Source organism: Corallococcus sp. AB011P (assembly GCF_003611605.1).
GTDB lineage: Bacteria > Myxococcota > Myxococcia > Myxococcales > Myxococcaceae > Corallococcus > Corallococcus coralloides.
Map to the genome: position 1 here is coordinate 17634 of NZ_RAVX01000011.1, position 17585 is coordinate 35218.

At 70.5% G+C, this 17585-nt stretch carries 14 protein-coding genes; 10 read left to right on the top strand and 4 right to left on the bottom strand.

Annotation, left to right across the window (positions count from 1 at the left end; translation table 11 throughout):
* Positions 1-19: 19 nt before the first annotated feature.
* Together D7X30_RS25300 and D7X30_RS25305 are read left to right on the top strand one after the other, a co-directional pair.
* The gene (locus D7X30_RS25300; RefSeq protein ID WP_147443295.1) at positions 20-853 is read left to right on the top strand and encodes a hypothetical protein; all 834 of its coding nucleotides are present in this window, start codon (positions 20-22) and stop codon (positions 851-853) included.
* A gap of 18 nt (positions 854-871) precedes the next feature.
* Positions 872-1687: a hypothetical protein gene (locus D7X30_RS25305; protein WP_233591777.1), complete on the top strand. Its 816-nt coding sequence runs from the start codon at positions 872-874 to the stop codon at positions 1685-1687.
* Positions 1688-1717: 30 nt separating this feature from the next.
* On the opposite strand, the gene D7X30_RS25310 is transcribed toward D7X30_RS25305, so the two are convergent.
* Both D7X30_RS25310 and D7X30_RS25315 read right to left on the bottom strand, forming a co-directional pair.
* A complete protein-coding gene (locus tag D7X30_RS25310) occupies positions 1718-4486 on the bottom strand; it encodes a bifunctional acetate--CoA ligase family protein/GNAT family N-acetyltransferase (RefSeq protein WP_120565702.1) in 2769 nt (922 codons plus the stop codon).
* A gap of 138 nt (positions 4487-4624) precedes the next feature.
* Positions 4625-5518, bottom strand: a complete 894-nt coding sequence (locus D7X30_RS25315; protein WP_120565535.1) for an NmrA family NAD(P)-binding protein — start codon at positions 5516-5518, stop codon at positions 4625-4627.
* 81 nt (positions 5519-5599) lie between these two features.
* On the opposite strand from D7X30_RS25315, the gene D7X30_RS25320 reads away from it, so the two are divergent.
* Entirely contained in the window at positions 5600-6601 is a 1002-nt protein-coding gene (locus tag D7X30_RS25320) for a LysR family transcriptional regulator (protein WP_233591778.1), read from the top strand.
* Between the two features lie 79 nt (positions 6602-6680).
* Positions 6681-7298, top strand: coding sequence for a DUF2378 family protein (locus D7X30_RS25325; protein WP_120565537.1), 618 nt, complete (start codon positions 6681-6683; stop codon positions 7296-7298).
* On the opposite strand, the gene D7X30_RS25330 is transcribed toward D7X30_RS25325, so the two are convergent.
* Complete coding sequence (locus tag D7X30_RS25330) at positions 7249-8100, bottom strand: tRNA (5-methylaminomethyl-2-thiouridine)(34)-methyltransferase MnmD (RefSeq protein ID WP_120565538.1); 852 nt, start codon at positions 8098-8100, stop codon at positions 7249-7251. The genes D7X30_RS25325 and D7X30_RS25330 overlap by 50 nt on opposite strands.
* 48 nt (positions 8101-8148) lie before the next feature.
* Here D7X30_RS25330 and D7X30_RS25335 point away from each other — a divergent pair, with 48 nt between their 5' ends.
* From D7X30_RS25335 to D7X30_RS25355, 5 genes are all read left to right on the top strand, one after another.
* Positions 8149-9135 (top strand): hypothetical protein, encoded by a 987-nt coding sequence (locus D7X30_RS25335; RefSeq protein WP_147443296.1) that lies wholly within the window; start codon positions 8149-8151, stop codon positions 9133-9135.
* On the top strand, positions 9119-9868 hold the full coding sequence (locus D7X30_RS25340; protein ID WP_147443297.1) for a hypothetical protein: 750 nt from the start codon (positions 9119-9121) through the stop codon (positions 9866-9868). Before D7X30_RS25335 ends, D7X30_RS25340 begins: the two co-directional genes overlap by 17 nt.
* A complete protein-coding gene (locus D7X30_RS25345) occupies positions 9861-10865 on the top strand; it encodes a type VI immunity family protein (protein WP_120565541.1) in 1005 nt (334 codons plus the stop codon). Before D7X30_RS25340 ends, D7X30_RS25345 begins: the two co-directional genes overlap by 8 nt.
* 165 nt (positions 10866-11030) lie before the next feature.
* Positions 11031-14297 (top strand): kelch repeat-containing protein, encoded by a 3267-nt coding sequence (locus D7X30_RS25350; protein WP_120565542.1) that lies wholly within the window; start codon positions 11031-11033, stop codon positions 14295-14297.
* A gap of 42 nt (positions 14298-14339) precedes the next feature.
* Positions 14340-16040, top strand: coding sequence for an OmpA family protein (locus tag D7X30_RS25355; RefSeq protein ID WP_233591779.1), 1701 nt, complete (start codon positions 14340-14342; stop codon positions 16038-16040).
* Between the two features lie 104 nt (positions 16041-16144).
* On the opposite strand, the gene D7X30_RS25360 is transcribed toward D7X30_RS25355, so the two are convergent.
* Entirely contained in the window at positions 16145-16918 is a 774-nt protein-coding gene (locus tag D7X30_RS25360) for an HAD family phosphatase (RefSeq protein WP_120565544.1), read from the bottom strand.
* A gap of 104 nt (positions 16919-17022) precedes the next feature.
* Between D7X30_RS25360 and D7X30_RS25365 the strand changes: the two genes are divergently transcribed.
* Positions 17023-17583: a sugar O-acetyltransferase gene (locus D7X30_RS25365; protein WP_120565545.1), complete on the top strand. Its 561-nt coding sequence runs from the start codon at positions 17023-17025 to the stop codon at positions 17581-17583.
* The last annotated feature ends 2 nt before the right edge of the window (positions 17584-17585 follow it).

Sequence of the window (17585 nt, forward strand, 5' to 3'; positions counted from 1 at the left end):
CGCAATCCAAGGAGTCGTCGTGAGAGTGCTACTGGCAGTGGGGGTCGTGGCGCTGTCCCTGGGGTGTTCCCGGGGCGTGCGGCCCGACAGCGAGGTGGCGGGCACGAAGCCCACCACCGGCAAGGTGTATTCCAACGAGGCCGGCGAGAAGATCACCCTCATCGCGCTGGAGCCCGGTGACGCGAAGAAGGCGCTGGTCGCGTTCGAAGGCACGAAGAGCGAGCTGGACGGCCAGGTGCTGGTCGCGGGGGTGGACACCCAGCAGCGGCGCGCCGTGGAGTACTGGACGATGTGGCGCGGCCACAAGCAGCGCTTCGTCACCGTGCATGACCGGGGCGGCTACGAGGACCTGGTCTTCAGCGGCGTGAACCACACGGGCTACACGCACCTGAAGCCGGACACGGGCAAGACGGGCTCGCTGAAGGTGGAGAAGGTCTTCGAGCGCTACCAGGACCTGGAAGGCGACAAGAAGTACCAGGGCCTGCTCGCGTTCGACCGCAAGTTCTGGACGAGCCAGGCGGAGACGCAGCTGTCCGCGGCCCTGGCGGAGACGAACAAGGCGTGCGGCTCGAAGCTGACGTCCACCGTGGCCTGGGACTCCATCACCAACGAGCAGCTCAACGAGATGTCCTTCGGCAGCTACTGCGCGGGCCCGCTGGAGTCGCTCCAGAAGCTGTGCGAGCGCTCCGACGAGGCGAAGCGCACCGTGCAGCAGAAGCTCCAGGCGTTGGAGTGCCGCATGGACGCCAAGGCCGCGCTGAAGCTGGAGGCCCAGAAGATCATCTGGTCCGTGGCTCCCAGGGAGACGGTCCAGTCGGATGCGACCACCTCCTTCTTCACCGACACCCTCTAGAACGAAAGCCCACTGACAATGACGCTTCGACACATGGTCATCGCCCTGGGGCTCGTCCTGGCCCCGCAAGCCGCGCTCGCGCTGGATCCGCCCTGGAAGCAGGAGCAGAAGCTGCGCGACCGCATGGTGCTGGAGTCCGCGAAGGTCTGCGCGGACGGCAAGGGCCACTACACGGTCCTCATCCCCCAGACGCCCGAGCACGAGGGCGACCTGTTCTACGGGGACGGCAAGACGTTCACGCAGGTGGTGCCCGTGGGCTACACCTCCGCCACGGACGGCGCCTTCTTCGAGCCCCGCTTCTTCAACCCCAAGGCCAACGACAACTTCCGCGGCACGGACTACCGGGTCGTCTCGGACGTGAAGCTGAGCGACGACTTCAAGACGTGCGCGCTGCGCTGCGGGGAGAAGAACCTGCCGCAGCAGCCGGTGCCGGCGGATCAGGCCAAGGAGCTCTTGCGCAAGGCCGCCTACCAGCCCAGCCCGGTGAAGTTCCAGCCGTACGCGCTGCTGCGCGACGACAAGGGCGTGTACTACCTGGTCGAGCGCGGCATCGGCGCGGACAACAAGAGCTTCCGCATCTTCACGGGCCAGCGCGGCCAGGTGAAGCAGCAGAAGATGCTCAACGTCGTCACCGACTCGCAGGGAGAAATCTTCTCCACGCAGGGCGGCGACCTGCGCCTCGTGGTGGACCGCGAGGAGCCGTCGTTCTGGGTGGTGAAGAGCAAGCGCCAGAAGCTGCGCGCGGTGCCGGTGGGTGAGAACCTGCCCTTCATCTACAACGAGCTGGGCGTCTACACGGGCGCGCGGCTGGGCACGCCCTGCGACGACGTGTAGTCCCGTAACACCGGGGAGCCCCGGGCACGGTCAGCCGTTGAGCACCTTCACGGCCTTGACCATGTCCGGGGCCAACTCCTCGTGTTCCACGAGGGTGAACCCCAGCTTCTTGCTGACGGCCTGCATGCCGCGGTTGCGCGTGAGGATGTCCGCGACGATGCGGCGCAGGCCCCAGTCCCTTCCAATATCCACCAGCCGCCGGAGCAGCTCCGTGCCCAGGCCCAGCCGCTGCGCGGGGTCGCTGACGGTGATGGCGAACTCCGCGTCCTTCGTGCCGCGCAGGCGCGTGAGCCGGCCCACCGCGAGGATCTCTCCCCCGCCCTTCCCGTCCGGCGACGGCCGCTCGGCGACGAGCGCCATCTCCCGCGCGTAGTCGTTGAAGCAGATTCGCGCCAGGCGCTCGTGGGCCACGCGCTGGCTGAGCTTCATCAGGCCCGCGTAGCGCATGAACACGGTCTGCTCGGAGAGGGCCTGGTGGAAGCGGCCCATGGCGGGCTCGTCCTCCGGGCGGATGGGGCGCACCAGGAGCTGCTCGCCGTTCTTCAGCGTGAGCACCTTCGCGTACTGGTGCGGATACGGTTCGATGGCGAGCTTCGGCAGGGACGCGGCCGCGACGTCCGGTGGGTGCAGCACCACACGCGCGTCCAGCGCGATGATGCGCTCACCGGAGACGAGCAGCGGGTTGATGTCCAGCTCACGGATGAGGGGCTGCTCCACCACCAGCTGGCTGAAGCGCACCATCAGCCGCTCCAGCGCGCCCATGTCCACGGGGGCCCGGCCGCGCACGCCCTTGAGCGCGTGGTGGATGCGCGTGCGCTCCATCATCCGCCGCGCCAGCGTGGTGGTGAGGGGCGGCAGGCCCAGGGCCCGGTCCTGCATCACCTCCACCAGTGTGCCGCCCGCGCCGAAGAGCAGCACCGGCCCGAACTGCGCGTCCAGGCTGCTGCCCAATATCAGCTCGTAGCCGTCCAGCTTCGCCATGGGCTGCACGGTGACGCCCTGGAACGCGTCCTGGAGGCCCCGCTCCGCGAGCGCGTCGCGGATGGCGCGGTAGGCCTCCCGCACGTGCGGCTCGTCGCGCAGGTCCAACCGCACGCCGCCCACGTCCGTCTTGTGCGTCACCGTGAGCGAGTGCAGCTTGAGCACCACGGGGAAGCCCAGCGCGCGGGCCTTCTCCACCGCCTCGTCTTCCGACGTGGCGAGCCACGTCTCCACGGTGGGGATGCCGTAGGCGGCCAGCAGGCGCTTGGATTCGTATTCAGACAGGAGGGTGCGGCCGGAGGCGCGGGCCTCGTCCACCAGGGCGCGCGCCACGTCGCGGGCTCCGCCGGTGGGCTCCTCCGCCAGCGTGGGCGTCTCATAGAGCCCGGCGATGTTGTCCGAGTAGCGCCACATGTAGTTGAAGACGCGGGCCGCGGTGTCCGGGTAGCCGAAGGTCGGGATGCCCGCGTCATTGAGGATGCGCTCGCCGGCGGCGACTTCCGAACCGCCCATCCAGCTGGCGAGCACGGGCTTGCCGGGCAGCTTCGCGTAGCCCTTGAGGCGGTCCGCCGTCTTGGTGGGCTCCGTCATGTCCTGCGGGGTGAGGATGACGAGCAGGCCGTCGCTGTTGGGGTCCGCGCCGGTGGTCTCCAGGGCCTTCGCGTAGCGCTCCGCGTCCGCGTCTCCCAGGATGTCCACCGGGTTGGCGTGGCTCCACGGCGGCGGCAGGAAGCCATCCAGCTGCTTCCGCGTGTCGTCGGACAGCACGGCCAATTCGCCACCGCCGGACACCAGCGCGTCCGTGGCGAGCACCGCGGGGCCGCCCGCGTTGGTGAGCAGCGTGAGCCTGCGGCCGGAGGGCCGGGGCTGGCGGGCCAGCACCTCCGCCATGTGGAACAGGTCCTCGATGGAGTCCACGCGCAGCACTCCCGCGCGGCGGAAGGCGGCGGAGAGCACCTCGTCGCTGCCGGCCAGCGTGCCGGTGTGGGACGCGGCGGCCTGCGCGGCCTGCGCGGTGCGGCCGGCCTTGATGACGATGATGGGCTTGGTGAGGGCCACCTCGCGCGCGGCGGACAGGAAGGCGCGCGCGTCGCCGATGGACTCCATGTACAGCAGGATGGAGCGCGTCATCGGATCATCCGCGAGGAAGTCGATGAGGTCTCCCCAGCCCACGTCCAGCATGGAGCCCACGGAGACGAAGGCGCTGAAGCCCACGGCCTCGCGCAGGCTCCAGTCGAGGATGGAGGTGAGCAGCGCGCCGGACTGGCTGATGAAGGCCACGTTGCCGGGGCGGGCCATGCCCTTGGCGAAGGTGGCGTTGAAGCCGCTCGTGGGGCGCATCACGCCCAGGCAGTTGGGGCCGATGATGCGCAGGTTCGCGGCCTGCGCGATGTGCAGCACCTCCTGCTCCAGCTTCGCGCCCTCCGGGCCCGTCTCCTTGAAGCCCGCGGAGATGATGATGGCGCCCTTGACGCCGACCTCCGCGCACTCGCGGATGATGGCCGGCACGGACTTCGCGGGGGTGACGATGACGGCCAGGTCCACGGCCTCCGGCAGCGCGCGCAGGGAAGGCCACGCCTTGATGCCGAGCACGTTGGGGCGCTGCGGGTTCACCGGGTAGACGGTGCCGCCGAACGGGCTGCTGATGAGGTTCCAGAGGACGGTGCGGCCCACGCTGCCGGGCCGCTCGCTCGCCCCCACCACCGCGACGCTGCGGGGGGAGAAGATGACCTCCAGCGGCTGACGGGTGCGCTGGTGGAGCAGGTCGATGGAGGGGTCCGTCCGGGCCGGGGGCGTGGCGGGGCGTTGCTCGTCCATGGTGCGCTCGTATTCGGTGGGTGGCCGTACCGGAGCAATCTCCGGCAGGCCTCCATCGTGCACCAGTTGGCAGGAAGAAGACGGGGCAGCGGACGTTCTCCTGTCATGTTCCTTATGCGAGCGAACGGGCGGACGCCGTCACGACGCGCGCGCCTGCTCCACCACCGGCTTGAGCACGGTGCTGGCGAACTCCGCCAGGGTGGTGGGCGTGGTGGTCTCCTTCGAGCGCGGCTCGGCCGGGTCCATGCGCCCGTCCTGGATGGCGCCGTACATCTCCACGAAGGTGTCCGCCGCGAAAGCAGGCATGCCCGCGCCCGTCATGCCGTTGCGCAGGTCCTCCAGCCCCACCCGCACGTACTTCACGGGCTGGCCCAGCACCTGGGTGAGGATGCTCGCGACCTCCGGATAGGTGAGGTCCTTGGGCCCGTGCACGCCCACGTAGCGGTGGCCCGTCCACGCCGTGTCCAGGAGCACCTCGGCGGCCTTGTTCGCGATGTCCGCCGTCGCGACCATCGGGAAGGCCTTCGTCTCCGGACTCGCGCTGAAGAGCGCGCCGGCCTTCGCCAGGCCCTGCACGTCGCGCAGCAGGTTCTCCATGAAGAAGCCCGCGCGCAGGCTGACGACGTTCGGCGCCGCCGCCTGGAAGGCCTCTTCAATGGGCTTCAGCACGGACACCGGCCCCGTGCCCGCACCGCTCTGCGCGCCGACGCTGGAGAGGATCACCACGCGCTTCACGCCGTGCGCCTTCACGCGCTCCGCGGCCATCTTGCCGTTGGCCTTCGCCCACTCGTGAAAGTCCGGACGGATGGCGGGCGGAGACAGCCAGAACAGCGCCTCCGCGCCCACGAGCGCCGCGTCCAGCGTGGCCTGTTCGTCGATGGAGCCCTGCACCACCTTCGCGCCCAGCTTCACCAGGTCCGCCACCTTCTCCGGCGTGCGCGAGATGACGGTGACCTTCCGGCCCGCCTTCAGCAGCTTCTCCACGAGGGGACGACCGATGTTGCCGTTCGGGGTGTTGATGACGATGGGCATGGGGTGCCTCCAGCGACAGCGAGATGGCGCAACAGTGCCCCCGCGCCCTGCATGAGGCCACTGCATGCTATGCATGGGCCCATGCGCCGCGTTCATGAAACCCCAGCGCCCTCCCCCACGGAGGTGGACCTCTCAGGCATCAACCTCAACCTGATGGTGGCGCTGGACGCGCTGCTGAAGGAGGCGCACGTCACCCGCGCCGCCGCGCGCGTGGGCCTCACCCAGTCCGCGATGAGCCATGCGCTCGCGCAGCTGCGGGAGCTGTTGGGCGACGCGCTCCTCATCCGCGGCCGGGGCGGAATGGTGCTGACGCCGCGCGCGCAGCAGCTGGCCGCGCCGCTCAAGCGGGGGCTGGCGGAGCTGCGGCGGGCCCTGCGCGACGAGCCCCCGTTCGCTCCCGCCACCGCGACCCGCCGCTTCACCGTGGCCACGCGCGACTTCTTCGGGTCGGTGCTGCTGCCGGGCGCGCTGGAGCTGCTGGGCCGCGAGGCCCCCGGCGTGGACCTGGCTGTGCTGCACGTGGACAGCCACACCTTCCCCAGCCACCTGGAGACGGGCGAGGTGGACCTGGCCATCATCGTCGCGCCCGTGCCGTCCGGGCCGGGCCTGCGCCAGCAGAAGCTCCTCACCGAGGACTTCGTCTGCGTGGTGCGCAAGGACCACCCCACCGTGCGCCGCAAGCTGGACCTGGACACCTACCTGAAGCTGTCCCACATCCTCATCAGCCCGAAAGGCGACGGCGTGGGCGCGGTGGATCTGGCCCTGGCCCAGCGCGGCCTGCCCCCGCGCCGCATCGCCGTGCGTGTGCCCTACTTCCTCATCGCCCCGCTGGTGGTGTCGCGCTCCGACCACGTCCTCACCGCGCCTCGCCGGCTCATCGCCGCGTTCCGCGACGCGTACGCGCTCCAGGTGTTCCCCCCGCCCATCCCCGTGCGCCCCTTCGACATCCTCCAGGTCTGGCACGAACGCTTCGACGGCGACCCCGCGCACCAGTGGCTGCGCGGACTGGTGGCGCGGGCCGTCAACACAGGGTCTGAAAACACCCGGAGTTCACGAAGGGTGCGGCGCGAGCCAGCTTCCTGACACTCGGGGGGCGCGACACTGAACGTCAGTACACAGGTGGGGGAGCATCGCATGGGGGGCTTCGTGTAGGGTGCTCCCCATGAATCCTGAGAAGCTTGTCTTCGCCCAGACCGTCGACGCGCTCTTCGTCCGCGCGCTGGAGAACCGCCTGACGCCGGCGTGCCGCGAGCACCTGAAGCGGGCGGGGCTGGACCTCGACAAAAAGCTGGAGCGCACCTATTCGCTGGAGCAGTGGCGGGAGTTCCTGCGCATCGCGGCCGGGCACGTCTATGGCGGCGTGCCGGCGGAGGCCGCGTACTACTCCCTGGGCGAGCGCTTCATGGACGCCTACTTCGGCACCTTCTTTGGCCGTGCGCTGCTGGGCGTGGGCCGGCTGGCCGGTCCCCGGCGGATGCTGCTGCGGGCGGACCTGGGCTTTCGCGCCGGCAACAACTTCAGTGAAGTCAAAATCGTGGAGCGCAGCGCGACTTCGCTGGAGCTATGGATGAACGACGTGCTGGCGGATCAGCCGACGTTCGCGGCGGGGCTCCTGGCGCGCGCGGTGGCGCTGTGCGGGGGCTGGCGGGTGGTGGCGCTGCCGGAGGAGTTCGACGGCACGGCGGCGACGTTCCACCTGCGCTGGAGCGAGGCCGCCGTGGAAGGGGCGCTCAGCGCCACTGAGGATGGGTCCGGAGGCGACGCTCGACCTCAGGCGTGAGGGTCCCCCCGTGCGGGGCCCGGGAGGACGAGCGCTCCCAGCGCTCCAGCCACCGGGTTCCCAGCGGGGCCGTCAGCGTTTCGTAGCGGGTCGAGGCCACGGTGGTCTCCCCCTTGGTGCCGGTGGAAGCGCCGGCGCCCACGTAGAACCCCGCGAGCAGCAGCGTGACGCGGGTGGGCGTGGCCGCGCTGTAGGTCATCAGCAGGGCGCCCTCTGCGTCTTCCCGGCAGTGCCGGCGCACCCGGGCGAGGACGGCTTCGGTCCACATGTCCGGGTTGGACGCGGGTGAGAACGGGTCGAAGAAGACGAGGTCCGCCGGGGGCAGCTTTGCGTCCGGCTCCAGGAAGGGCACGGCGTCCCCCAGCTTGAGGGTCCACTGGATGCCGGGCTCGCTCCAGGCGCCGTGCTTCATGAGGCGCTCACAGGCTTCGCGGAACGGCTGGAGGAAGGGGAAGCCCTCCGCGTCCGCGAGCGCGAGCCGCAGGGGGGCCAGGTCCACCTCGAAGCTGACGATGTGCAGGTCGCGGGCGCGGTCCGGGCCCAGCTCCCGGGCGCGGGTGAGCGCGGCGACGGCGTTGGTGGCGGCGCCCAGGCCCACGTCGTGGATGACGAGCGGCGGGCCGGGCTTGCGCAGGCGGTCCGCGAGTCCGGGCTGGTCGACGTAGAGGCGAAGGGCCTCCTGCCACGGACCCACCGCGGGGTGCATGACCTCGCCATGGCCCAGGTGGCGCACGGCGCGGTGGCCGTTGCGCAGGGTGACGAGCTCGAAGTCGCCGTCGCGCGGATGGGAGGGCTCGGACATGGGGCTCCTGGCCTGGAGGGGACGTGTGGGAAAGGATGGGTGCCTAGCATGACGACTCCAGGGCAGGAACATCGGGGCGCGCTTCACGGGGAGGACGTCCGGCACGGGGAGGCTCCATTCGAGGGCGGCCGGGTGCGGCTGTCGCTGCGGGTGGAGGCGGAAACGCGCACGGTGTTGGCGGCGGCGTGGGAGGCGTCGGTGGAAGCCTCGGGGCATCCGCTGGCGGCGTGCCTGGAGTCGCTGTGCCAGAACGCGGTGGGCATGGGAGTGGACGTGTTCCTGCGCTTCGACGACTTCCACCTGCGTTCGGGGTGTCCGGAGGGGTTGGAGGCGACGGAGGAGGCGGGGCTGGCGGTGCGGGTGTTCCGGCTGGCCTTCAGCCAGTTCCACCCCCGGGCCACGGGGCCCGCGTACCTGTCGAGCGGGCTGGTGCTGGCGAAGCTGCCCCGGGGCGCGCGTCCAGAGTGGGAGGAGCCGGGGTTCTACTTCGCGCACTACTACCGGGAGGAGCTGTGGCCCGCGGCGGTAGCGGAGGCGCGCCGGGGTGGCGTGCTGGGGCCTCGAGCGGCGTGTGCGTACATCGATGCGCTGCTGGCGAAGGCCGATGACACGGTGGAGCTGGACTGGCCCGTGGAGCAGGGCACGGCGACCTGGGACTGGCTGACGCGTGTGTGCCTGCCGTCGGTGACGGGGGGCGTGGAGCGGACGCGGCAGCTGCTGGAAGGTGGGTACGGGGGCGCGAGCGGTACGGGGAGCTTCCCCTTCGGGCACCTGGATGGAGGGCCGTGGCATCCGCCGGAGGGGCTGCCGGAGCCCGAGGACGTGGGGCACGCGGAGTTCATCCTCGGCGATTTGGAGCACCTGCTGCCGGAGCTTCCGAAGGACGGCGTGCTGCTGGCCGCGCCCCGGTGGATGGCGGTGGGACAGACGCGGGACTCCCCTGCCCTGCGCCGGGCGGACATCTCCAGTGAGGAGGCCGGGGGCTTCGGCCTGTTCAACGCGGCGGCGCACGACGTGGGTGAAGACGATGATTGATGGGCGCCTGCTGGGTGGGCTGGTGGCCCTGCTCTGTCTGTCTTGCGCTTCGGGTCCAAGGCAGTACGCGCAGACGTCCGACTCCGCGACCAGTGGATGTCTGCGCAATCCCACCTGCTACACGCAGCCGGGGGATGAAGCGTTCCTGCCGTGGGTGGACAAGGCCGCCAGGGCCGCGGCCACGGCAGGCGCCACGATGAAGCTCCTGGAGGCGGCGGACGTCGCCCGCATCGAGCACCTGTTGGTGGAGTGCGCGAAGGAAGCGGACTTCATCGTCAATGAGCGTGAGTACGGCCAGGGGAGATACCCGGACGACAAGGAGTGCTTGCGAGTGGTCGGCCATGACAAGAACGGCGACCCCATCCGACGGCAGGCCGAGCTTGGGACGATGAAGCATGACGTTGCTTTCGCATGCGTGCGGCGTGAAATCCTCCGGCTCTTCCCTGAAAATGTCTCGATTGAGCCGCGCTATAGCGGCGACGCCAGCGCTGGCGGCCCTACCTTGACGAGAATCTGGACGGGCTCGAACAAGCCCGACATCGTCCTTCACGCCACAGGACAGGCTCTCCAGATTCAATGCATCTTCGACTTCAAGTTTCCTTGCACCCTCTCAGGCAAAAGCCAGCCGCTCGCCAGTTCTGAGACCCGGAAGCAAATGGCCCGCTACAAGGATTTGGGCGGAAAATGCAAGCCGGCCATCATCACTCCTCAGTTTGGAGTCTTGCGTGAGTAAGTACCCCTCATTCCACCACTTCGCCGATTCACTCCCCCGAGTCCAACTGGTCATGCGCATTGCATTCTACTTGCCGCACGACCATGCAGTCGTAGCGCCAATCCTCCAACGCGCCCTCGACATCTATCGTGAGTTCATCGAACTCAGTGGCGGGGCCCTGACCGTCGGAGAGGATTCCGACATCATTGAGGATGCCTTCCCGCTTCAATCCGAGTTCTGGGAGGAAGTTCAACGCCACCTCACCAGGCCTCGATTTGAATACCTGGACGACATGGACCCGGACTCCTATTGGTTCCGGAGATTGACCAAGAGGAACTACGACACATGGGTTCTCCTCAAGGGAGGACATTCGGAACCGGATGGCTACGAATTCAGTTTCGAGTCTCGGCTCCCATGGCGAGGACCCTCTTCCGAGCACAGCGTTCTGAGCGTGCAGGTCCCGATTGGTTTCCTGGAGACTCAAGGTCCCGAGAAGGCCCTTGAACTGGCACGGTCGCTGGCGGAGCTCCTTCCGTTCTCCACGGGCCATGCCGGGCTGTCGCTCTCATTCCCGCGCGGGAGGTCGAAACTCCTTCCCCTTCTCAAGGAGCAGCTGGCCCGGCATCCCGGCTGGCACGTTCCGCCTACGCTGGCGTGGGGCTTGGGACCGTGGATCGACGACGTGCACTGGCTGAACTTCCTGGGCCCACCCCTCCTTGAAACCGTTGGCGGTCTCCAGGCGCTCCGCTCGCACCTGAGCCATCCGGAGACCCGCGTCCAGGAGCTCACCGGAGGCCGTGCGCTGATCAGCCTGGGCCCCGCGCCGCTCGCGGGGGACACGAAGCTGGGTGAGACACTGCCGGCGTATCGCGAGCTGGCCCGGTTCCTGGAGCCCTGGCTCCTGCCCCTCCCCCACGTCAACACCTGGGACGGCTACACCGACGAGGAGGCACGTCTCTGGTGGCGCCGCTTCCTGGAGGCCCCTCCCAAGAAGACATCCGACCCACACGACGGGTAACCGCGCCGGATTTTTTCACGCATTGCCCCAGCACCCGGCGCACTGATAATCCGCAACCCGGAGTGCTTACGTCGAGCGGCGGGCCGACGGTCGTGTTCGCGCCAGCCCTCGCGGATCGGGGTTTCATCGATGCGGTCACAACGCGCTGTCTGGAGCAGGCTCCTGTTGTTCGCCGCGAGCCTGGGCCTTCTTTCCTGCGGCGGGAACGAGCGCCCGGCGGCATCCGAGGGCATCCGCAACACGCCCGCCCGTCTCGCGGCGGCGCCAGCCTGGTACAACACCGCTTCCATGGCGACGGCCCGCGCGCGCCACGCGGCCGTCCTGCTCCCCGACGGGAGGCTGCTCGTCGTCAATGGCGTCAACTCCGGCTTCGTGGGCACGGCGGAGACCTACGATCCCGCCACCAACACCTGGAGCTCCGCGGGCCCCACCAGCCTCACGGGCAACATCACCCTGGCCGTGCTCCTGCCCACGGGCAGGGTGCTGGTGCTGACCGATGGCTCGCAGGGGGGACGCCTCTATGATCCCGCCAGCAACACCTGGACCTCCACGGGCAACATGTCCTCGACCCGCTCCTTCCCCACGGCCACGCTGCTGGGCACGGGACAGGTCCTGATCGCGGGCGGCACCGGCGGTGGCGGCGTCCGGCTCACCACCGCGGAGCTCTACGACCCCGCGACCAACACCTTCACCGCCACGGGCACCATGTCCACGGGCCGCAGCCAGCACGTGTCGACACGGCTGCGCGACGGACGCGTGCTCGCGGTGAGCGGCTTCAGCGGCAGCGACGAGGTGCCCGGCGCCGACCTCTACGATCCGGCCACCGGCACCTGGTCCGCCGCCGCCCCCCCGCTGGTCGCCCGTCACTACGCCACGAGCACCCTGCTCCCCGACGGCCGCGTGCTCCTCGCGGGCGGACAGACCGCTGGCGGTGCGACGGCCCAGTCGGAGCTCTATGACCCGGCAGCCAACACCTGGACCGCGACCGGCAGCCTCGCGTTCCCGCGAGCCATCCACCGGGCCACGTTGCTGCCGGATGGCCGCGTCCTCGTCACCGGCGGCGCGGTCGACGGGAACCCGGCGCAGACCGAGTCCGAAATCTTTGATCCCGCCACCGGCACCTGGACCTCCGGCGGCACGCTGAACGTCGCCCGTGCGAACCACACCGCGACGCTGCTGCCTTCGGGCAAGGTGCTCGTCACGGGCGGCGAATCCAACAACCCCGCCCAGACCTTCTTCGCGCAGACGGAGGTCTACGACCCCGCCAGGAGCCAGTGGTCTCCCGCTGGCGCCATGGGCACGCCCCGCACCGACGCCGCGGTGGCGCTGCTGCCCTCGGGCCAGGTGCTCGTCGCGGGCGGCCGCGGCCAATTCACCTCGTCGGCCGCGGCGGAGCTGTACGACCGCGCGAGCAACGCGTGGACCGCCCTGCCCGACCTCCTCACGCCGCGCGAGCGCGGCACCGCGACCGTGCTGCGTTCGGGGCAGGTCCTGATCGCGGGCGGCCGCAACGTCAACACCTCCACGCCCTCCACGGAGCGCTTCGACCCCACCACCAACACCTGGCTGGCCACCGCGGACCTGCTGAGCCCGCGCCACCTGCACACCGCCACGCTCCTGCCGGATGGCCGGGTGCTCGTCGTCGGCGGTCAGCGCAACACCACCGTGCTGGACACCGTGGAGATCTACGCGCCCGACACGAACACGTGGACCCCCGCGGCCCCGCTCTCCATGCCGCGCGGCGGACACCGCGCCGTGCTGCTCCAGGACGGCCGGGTGCTCGTCGTGGGCGGACGCACCGCCGGCGGCGCGGAGCTGGCCTCCGCGGAGCTCTACAACCCCACCAACGACGCCTGGGCCCCGGCGGCGAACCTCGCGGCCGCCCGCGAAGAGCTGACGCTGACGCTCTTGCCGTCGGGCCAGGTGCTCGCGGCAGGCGGTAAGACGGTCGCCACGGTGCTCACGTCCGCGGAGCTCTACACGCCCGGCACCAACACCTGGGCGTCCGTGGACAACGATCTCACGCAGCCGCGCTGGCTCCACTCCGCCACGCTGATGCCTTCCGGCAAGGTGCTGGTCGCGGGCGGAATCACCACGACTGGCGAATACGCCAAGACGGCGGAGGTCTACGACCCCCTCCTCCGCGCGTGGACCAGCGTCGAGGACCCCGCCGCGGAGGGAGGCCTGTTCAGCGCCTCCCTGCCCTCGGGCGAGGTCCTGCTGGCGGGGGGGCAGGAGCCCACCAACGCGCAGCTGTATGACGACACCCGGGCCCTCCCCGCCTGGCGGCCGACGGTGACGAACCCGGCGACCCTCGTCGCCGCCTGCCCCACCGTCGTGGAGGGCCTGCGCTTCCGGGGCATCTCCGGCGGAAGCAGCGGCAACACCGCGGACTCGCCCACCGACTTCCCCCTGGTGCGCCTGCGGGCCGCCGAGGGTGGACGCCTCTGGACGCTCCCCAGCAGCAACACCTCGGCCACCCGCGCGACGGTGACCGTGCCCGCCGACGCGCCGCTGGGGACCTACGCGCTCACGGTCTTCGCCAACGCCATCCCCGGCGGCCGCATGGTGACGGTCGTCCCCAACCAGCCTCCGACGGCGGCGGACCAGACGGTCACCGTCCAGAAGGACACGCCGCTGGAGCTCGCCCTGGCCGGCACGGATCCGGACCCCGGCCAGGTGTTGACCTGGACGGTCGTCACCCAGCCGCAGCACGGCACGCTCGGCACCAGCGCGCAGGGGAACCTCGAGTACACGCCCGAGGCCGGCTTCGTGGGCACGGACAGCTTCACCTACCGGGTCCGTGACTGCGCCGACGACAGCAACGTCGCGACCGTGACCCTCAACGTGACGGAGGACGTGGTCACCCGCACCCTCACCTGCCCCGCGAACGTCGTCGTGGAGGCGACGGATCCGGACGGCGCGCTCGTGACCTACGACCCCGCGGTCCTGGATCCGGCGGGAGGGCTCCCGGTGAGCTACACGCAGCCGTCGGGCGCGCTGTTCCCCATTGGCACCACGACGGTCACCGCGACCTCCACGGGCCTCACCTGTTCGTTCCAGGTGACGGTGCGGGACACCACGGCGCCCACGCTGACCTGCCCCGAGTCCCGGAGCGCGGCCCCTGGCGAGACGGTCACGTTCGAGCCCACGGCCACGGACGCGGTGACGGCCTCGCCGGTGGTGACGTCCTCCCCCGCTTCCGGCAGCCCCTTCCCGGCAGGCGCCACGACGGTCACCGTCACCGCCACGGATGACGCGGGCAACACCGCGCAGTGCACGTTCCAGGTCCGGGTCCAGGCGCAGGTCGTGGAGATCGCCGGCGGTGGCTGCAATAGCACCGGTGGCACCACGTCCGCGCTGGCGCTCCTCGCCGCGCTCGCGGCCTGGGGGAACTCGCGCCGCCGTCAGAACCCGGCCCGGGGGAACTGAGACATGCGCTCCCTCTTTTCTCGAATGGATCTCCCCTTGCGTATGAAGGCCCAGAGCTGGGCGCTGGCCGCGCTGCTGGCCACCGCCGTCACCCCCGCCGCGTTCGCGCAGACCACCACGAGCCCGCTCGTCCCGCTGGACCTGGAGCGCCTGCGCTTCACGCCGGCGGCGACGGACTCGATGCTGGTGGACACCGGCCGCGTGCTCCCCGAGGGCGGCTACCGCCTGCTCCTCATGGTCAACTACGAGCGCGGCATCCTCCTGCTCCAGGGCAGTGACGGGCTGGAGCGCTCCATCCTCCACTACCGCACCGCGGGCTGGCTGGCCGGCGCGTGGTCGCCGGTGGACCGGTTGGAGTTCTCCGCGAAGCTGCCCGTCATCATCGCGCAGGGCGGTCACGGCGCGGAGCAGCTGGTGGGCGTGAGCGAGCCGGACTCGTTCGGCCTGGGCACGCCGGAGCTGGGCGTGCGCTACGAGCTGCTGCGGCGCGAGGAAGGCGCGCCGGTGTTCCTGGGCCTGGGCCTGGACATCGGGCTGCCGGGAGGCACGGCGGACGCGTTCGGCCGTCAGGCGGGCTGGGCCGGGTTCCAGTTCGCGCCCCGCGTGTCGGTGAGCCGCGAGCTGGGCCCCGTGGTGCTGGGCGCCAACGCGGGCATCCGGATCCGCTCGCGTGAAGTGGAGCCGGGCCGCGACGTGGGCACGGAGCTGGAGCAGGGCGTGGTGGTGGCCACGCGAGGCAAGGGGCTGCGCGGCGAAATCGCGCTGCAGGCCGCCGAGTCGCTCGTGGAGTCGGACTTCGCGCTGGAGCTGCTGGGCGGCGTGCGGCTGCCGGTGGGCGCGGGCTTCGAGGCGTTCGCGATCGGCGGGCATGGCTTCACGGACATCCCGGGCACGCCGTCGTTCCGGCTGGCCGCGGGCATCGCATACGCGAACGAGCCCGAGCCCGTGGACCGCTGCCGCACCGGCCGCAGCCACACGCCGGAGCAGTGCCCCAACGAGGACGACGACGGCGACGGCGTGGCGAACAAGGACGACCGCTGCCCGCTGGAGTCCGGCTCCGTGGAGAACAACGGCTGCCCGGACAAGGACTCGGACGGCGACGGCGTGGTGGACCGCGAGGACCAGTGCCCGAACGAGGCCGGTCCCTCGTCCGAGCGCGGCTGCCCCGTGAAGGACTCGGATGGCGACGGCGTGCCGGACAAGGACGATGCCTGCCCGAACGAGGCCGGTCCGTCGTCCGAGCGTGGCTGCCCCGTGAAGGACACGGACGGCGACGGCGTGCCGGACAAGGACGATGCCTGCCCGAACGAGGCCGGTCCGTCGTCCGAGCGCGGCTGCCCCGTCAAGGAACAGCCCAAGCCCGAGCCGAAGCCCGAGGAGAAGCCCGCGGAGGAGACGACGTCGCCGCTGGGACACATCGTCCAGTTCCCGGTGAACCAGTCGGAGTTCCAGGAGAACGAGCAGCAGCAACTGGACTCCATCGTGGCCTACCTGAAGGCGAACCCGAAGCTGAACGTCCGGATTGAGGGCCACACGGACAACAGCGGCCCGGAGGAGGCCAACCGCACGCTGAGCCATCAGCGCGCGAACCGCGTGCGCGCGTACCTCATCCAGAAGGGCATCGCGGGCTCGCGGCTGGAGGCGAAGGGCTTCGGCCCCGACCGTCCGCGCGTGTCCAACGAGACGCCGGAGGGCCGCAGCGCGAACCGCCGCGTGGAGTTCGTCCCCGTCACGGGGAGCTGACTCACGCGACGCTCCACATGACGCCGCTTCGTGGACACCCACGAAGCGGCGCGTGGAGGTTTCAGCGAGACGGGCGTGGAGGCCTCCTCCACGCCCGTTTTGCGTCAGGCCTCTTCGGGGTGCAGCTGCACCAGCGCGGGCAGCTCCGCCGCGCGGTCGCGCAGCCGGACCTTGGGCCGGATGGCCACCGGGACGCGGGCGGCCGCGAGCAGCTCCAGGTCGAACACGTTGTCGCCGAACGCGGCGTAGAGCGGCCGGTCCGTCCGCAGCCTCAGGCTGTTCACCTTGCCGGGGCCGTAGGGCACGGGCTCGAAGACGGACGTCAGCAGCCGCCCGCCCTCCTCCTTCGGCGTGCACGCCACCACGAAGTCGGGCGTGATGCCCACCTCGCGCACCGCGGCCTCCACCACCGCGCGCGGCGACGCGCTGACCACGTAGCAGTCCACACCCTGCCCCCGGGCCCACTCCACCACGCGGCGGGCCTCCGGATGGACGCGGCCGGCCACGCCCCGCTTCGCCACCACGTCGAGGGCGAAGCCGCGCATCTCCTCCGCGTGCCAGCCGGCGAAGATCCACGCCATCATCTCGTAGGTGTCCTTCTCCGGCAGCCGCCCGGCCTCGAACGCCTTGAACAGCGCGTGCGCCAGCGTCACCGCGTCCGGATGCGACTCCACGCCGTGGCGGGCCCCCAGCCGCTCCAGCGCCACGAGGGCCTCGGGGCGAACGCCGCCGTGCTCCAGCAGGGCCATGAACAGGTCGTCCCCCACGTCCCCGCTCCACAGCGTGCCGTCCCCATCGAAGGCCAGCACGCCGTCCGGCGTCCGCTCCACCTCGCGACGGATGCGCTCCAGCGTCTCCTCGACCCGCTCAGTCCTCATGGCCGGCATCCTCGCTGGCCGCACCGTCCGGTGTCACCCGCGTCCTCGAAGCCGGGACGCGGGCTGTTCACCATCCAGGGGAACAGGTGGCTACTCTTCAGGGCATGGCACGAACCGAGAAAGAGAAGATGCTCGCGGGCGAGCTGTACAGCGCCGTCGACCCGCAGCTGGTGGCCGAGCGGGCCCGCGCCCGCAAGCTCCTGCGCTCCTACAACCAGTCCACCGAGGACGAGCTGCCGCAGCGTGAGGGTCTGCTCACCGAGCTCCTGGGCAAGGTGGGCGCCGGGACGTGGATCGAACCGCCGTTCTTCTGCGACTACGGCGAGCACATCCGGATGGGCGAGCGCGTCTTCATGAACTTCCAGTGCGTCATCCTGGACTGCAACACGGTGACGATTGGCGACGACGTGTCCTTCGGCCCGGGCGTGCAGGTGTACGCGGCCACGCATCCCGTGGATCCGGATGAGCGCATCAAGGGCCCGGAGCTGGGCCGGGCCATCACCATCGGTTCGAAGGTATGGATTGGCGGCGGCTCCATCATCTGCCCGGGCGTCACCATCGGCGAGGGCTCCACCATTGGCGCGGGCAGCGTGGTGACGCGCGACATCCCGCCGTACGTCTTCGCCGCCGGCAATCCCTGTCGCGTCATCCGGAACCTCCGGTAGCG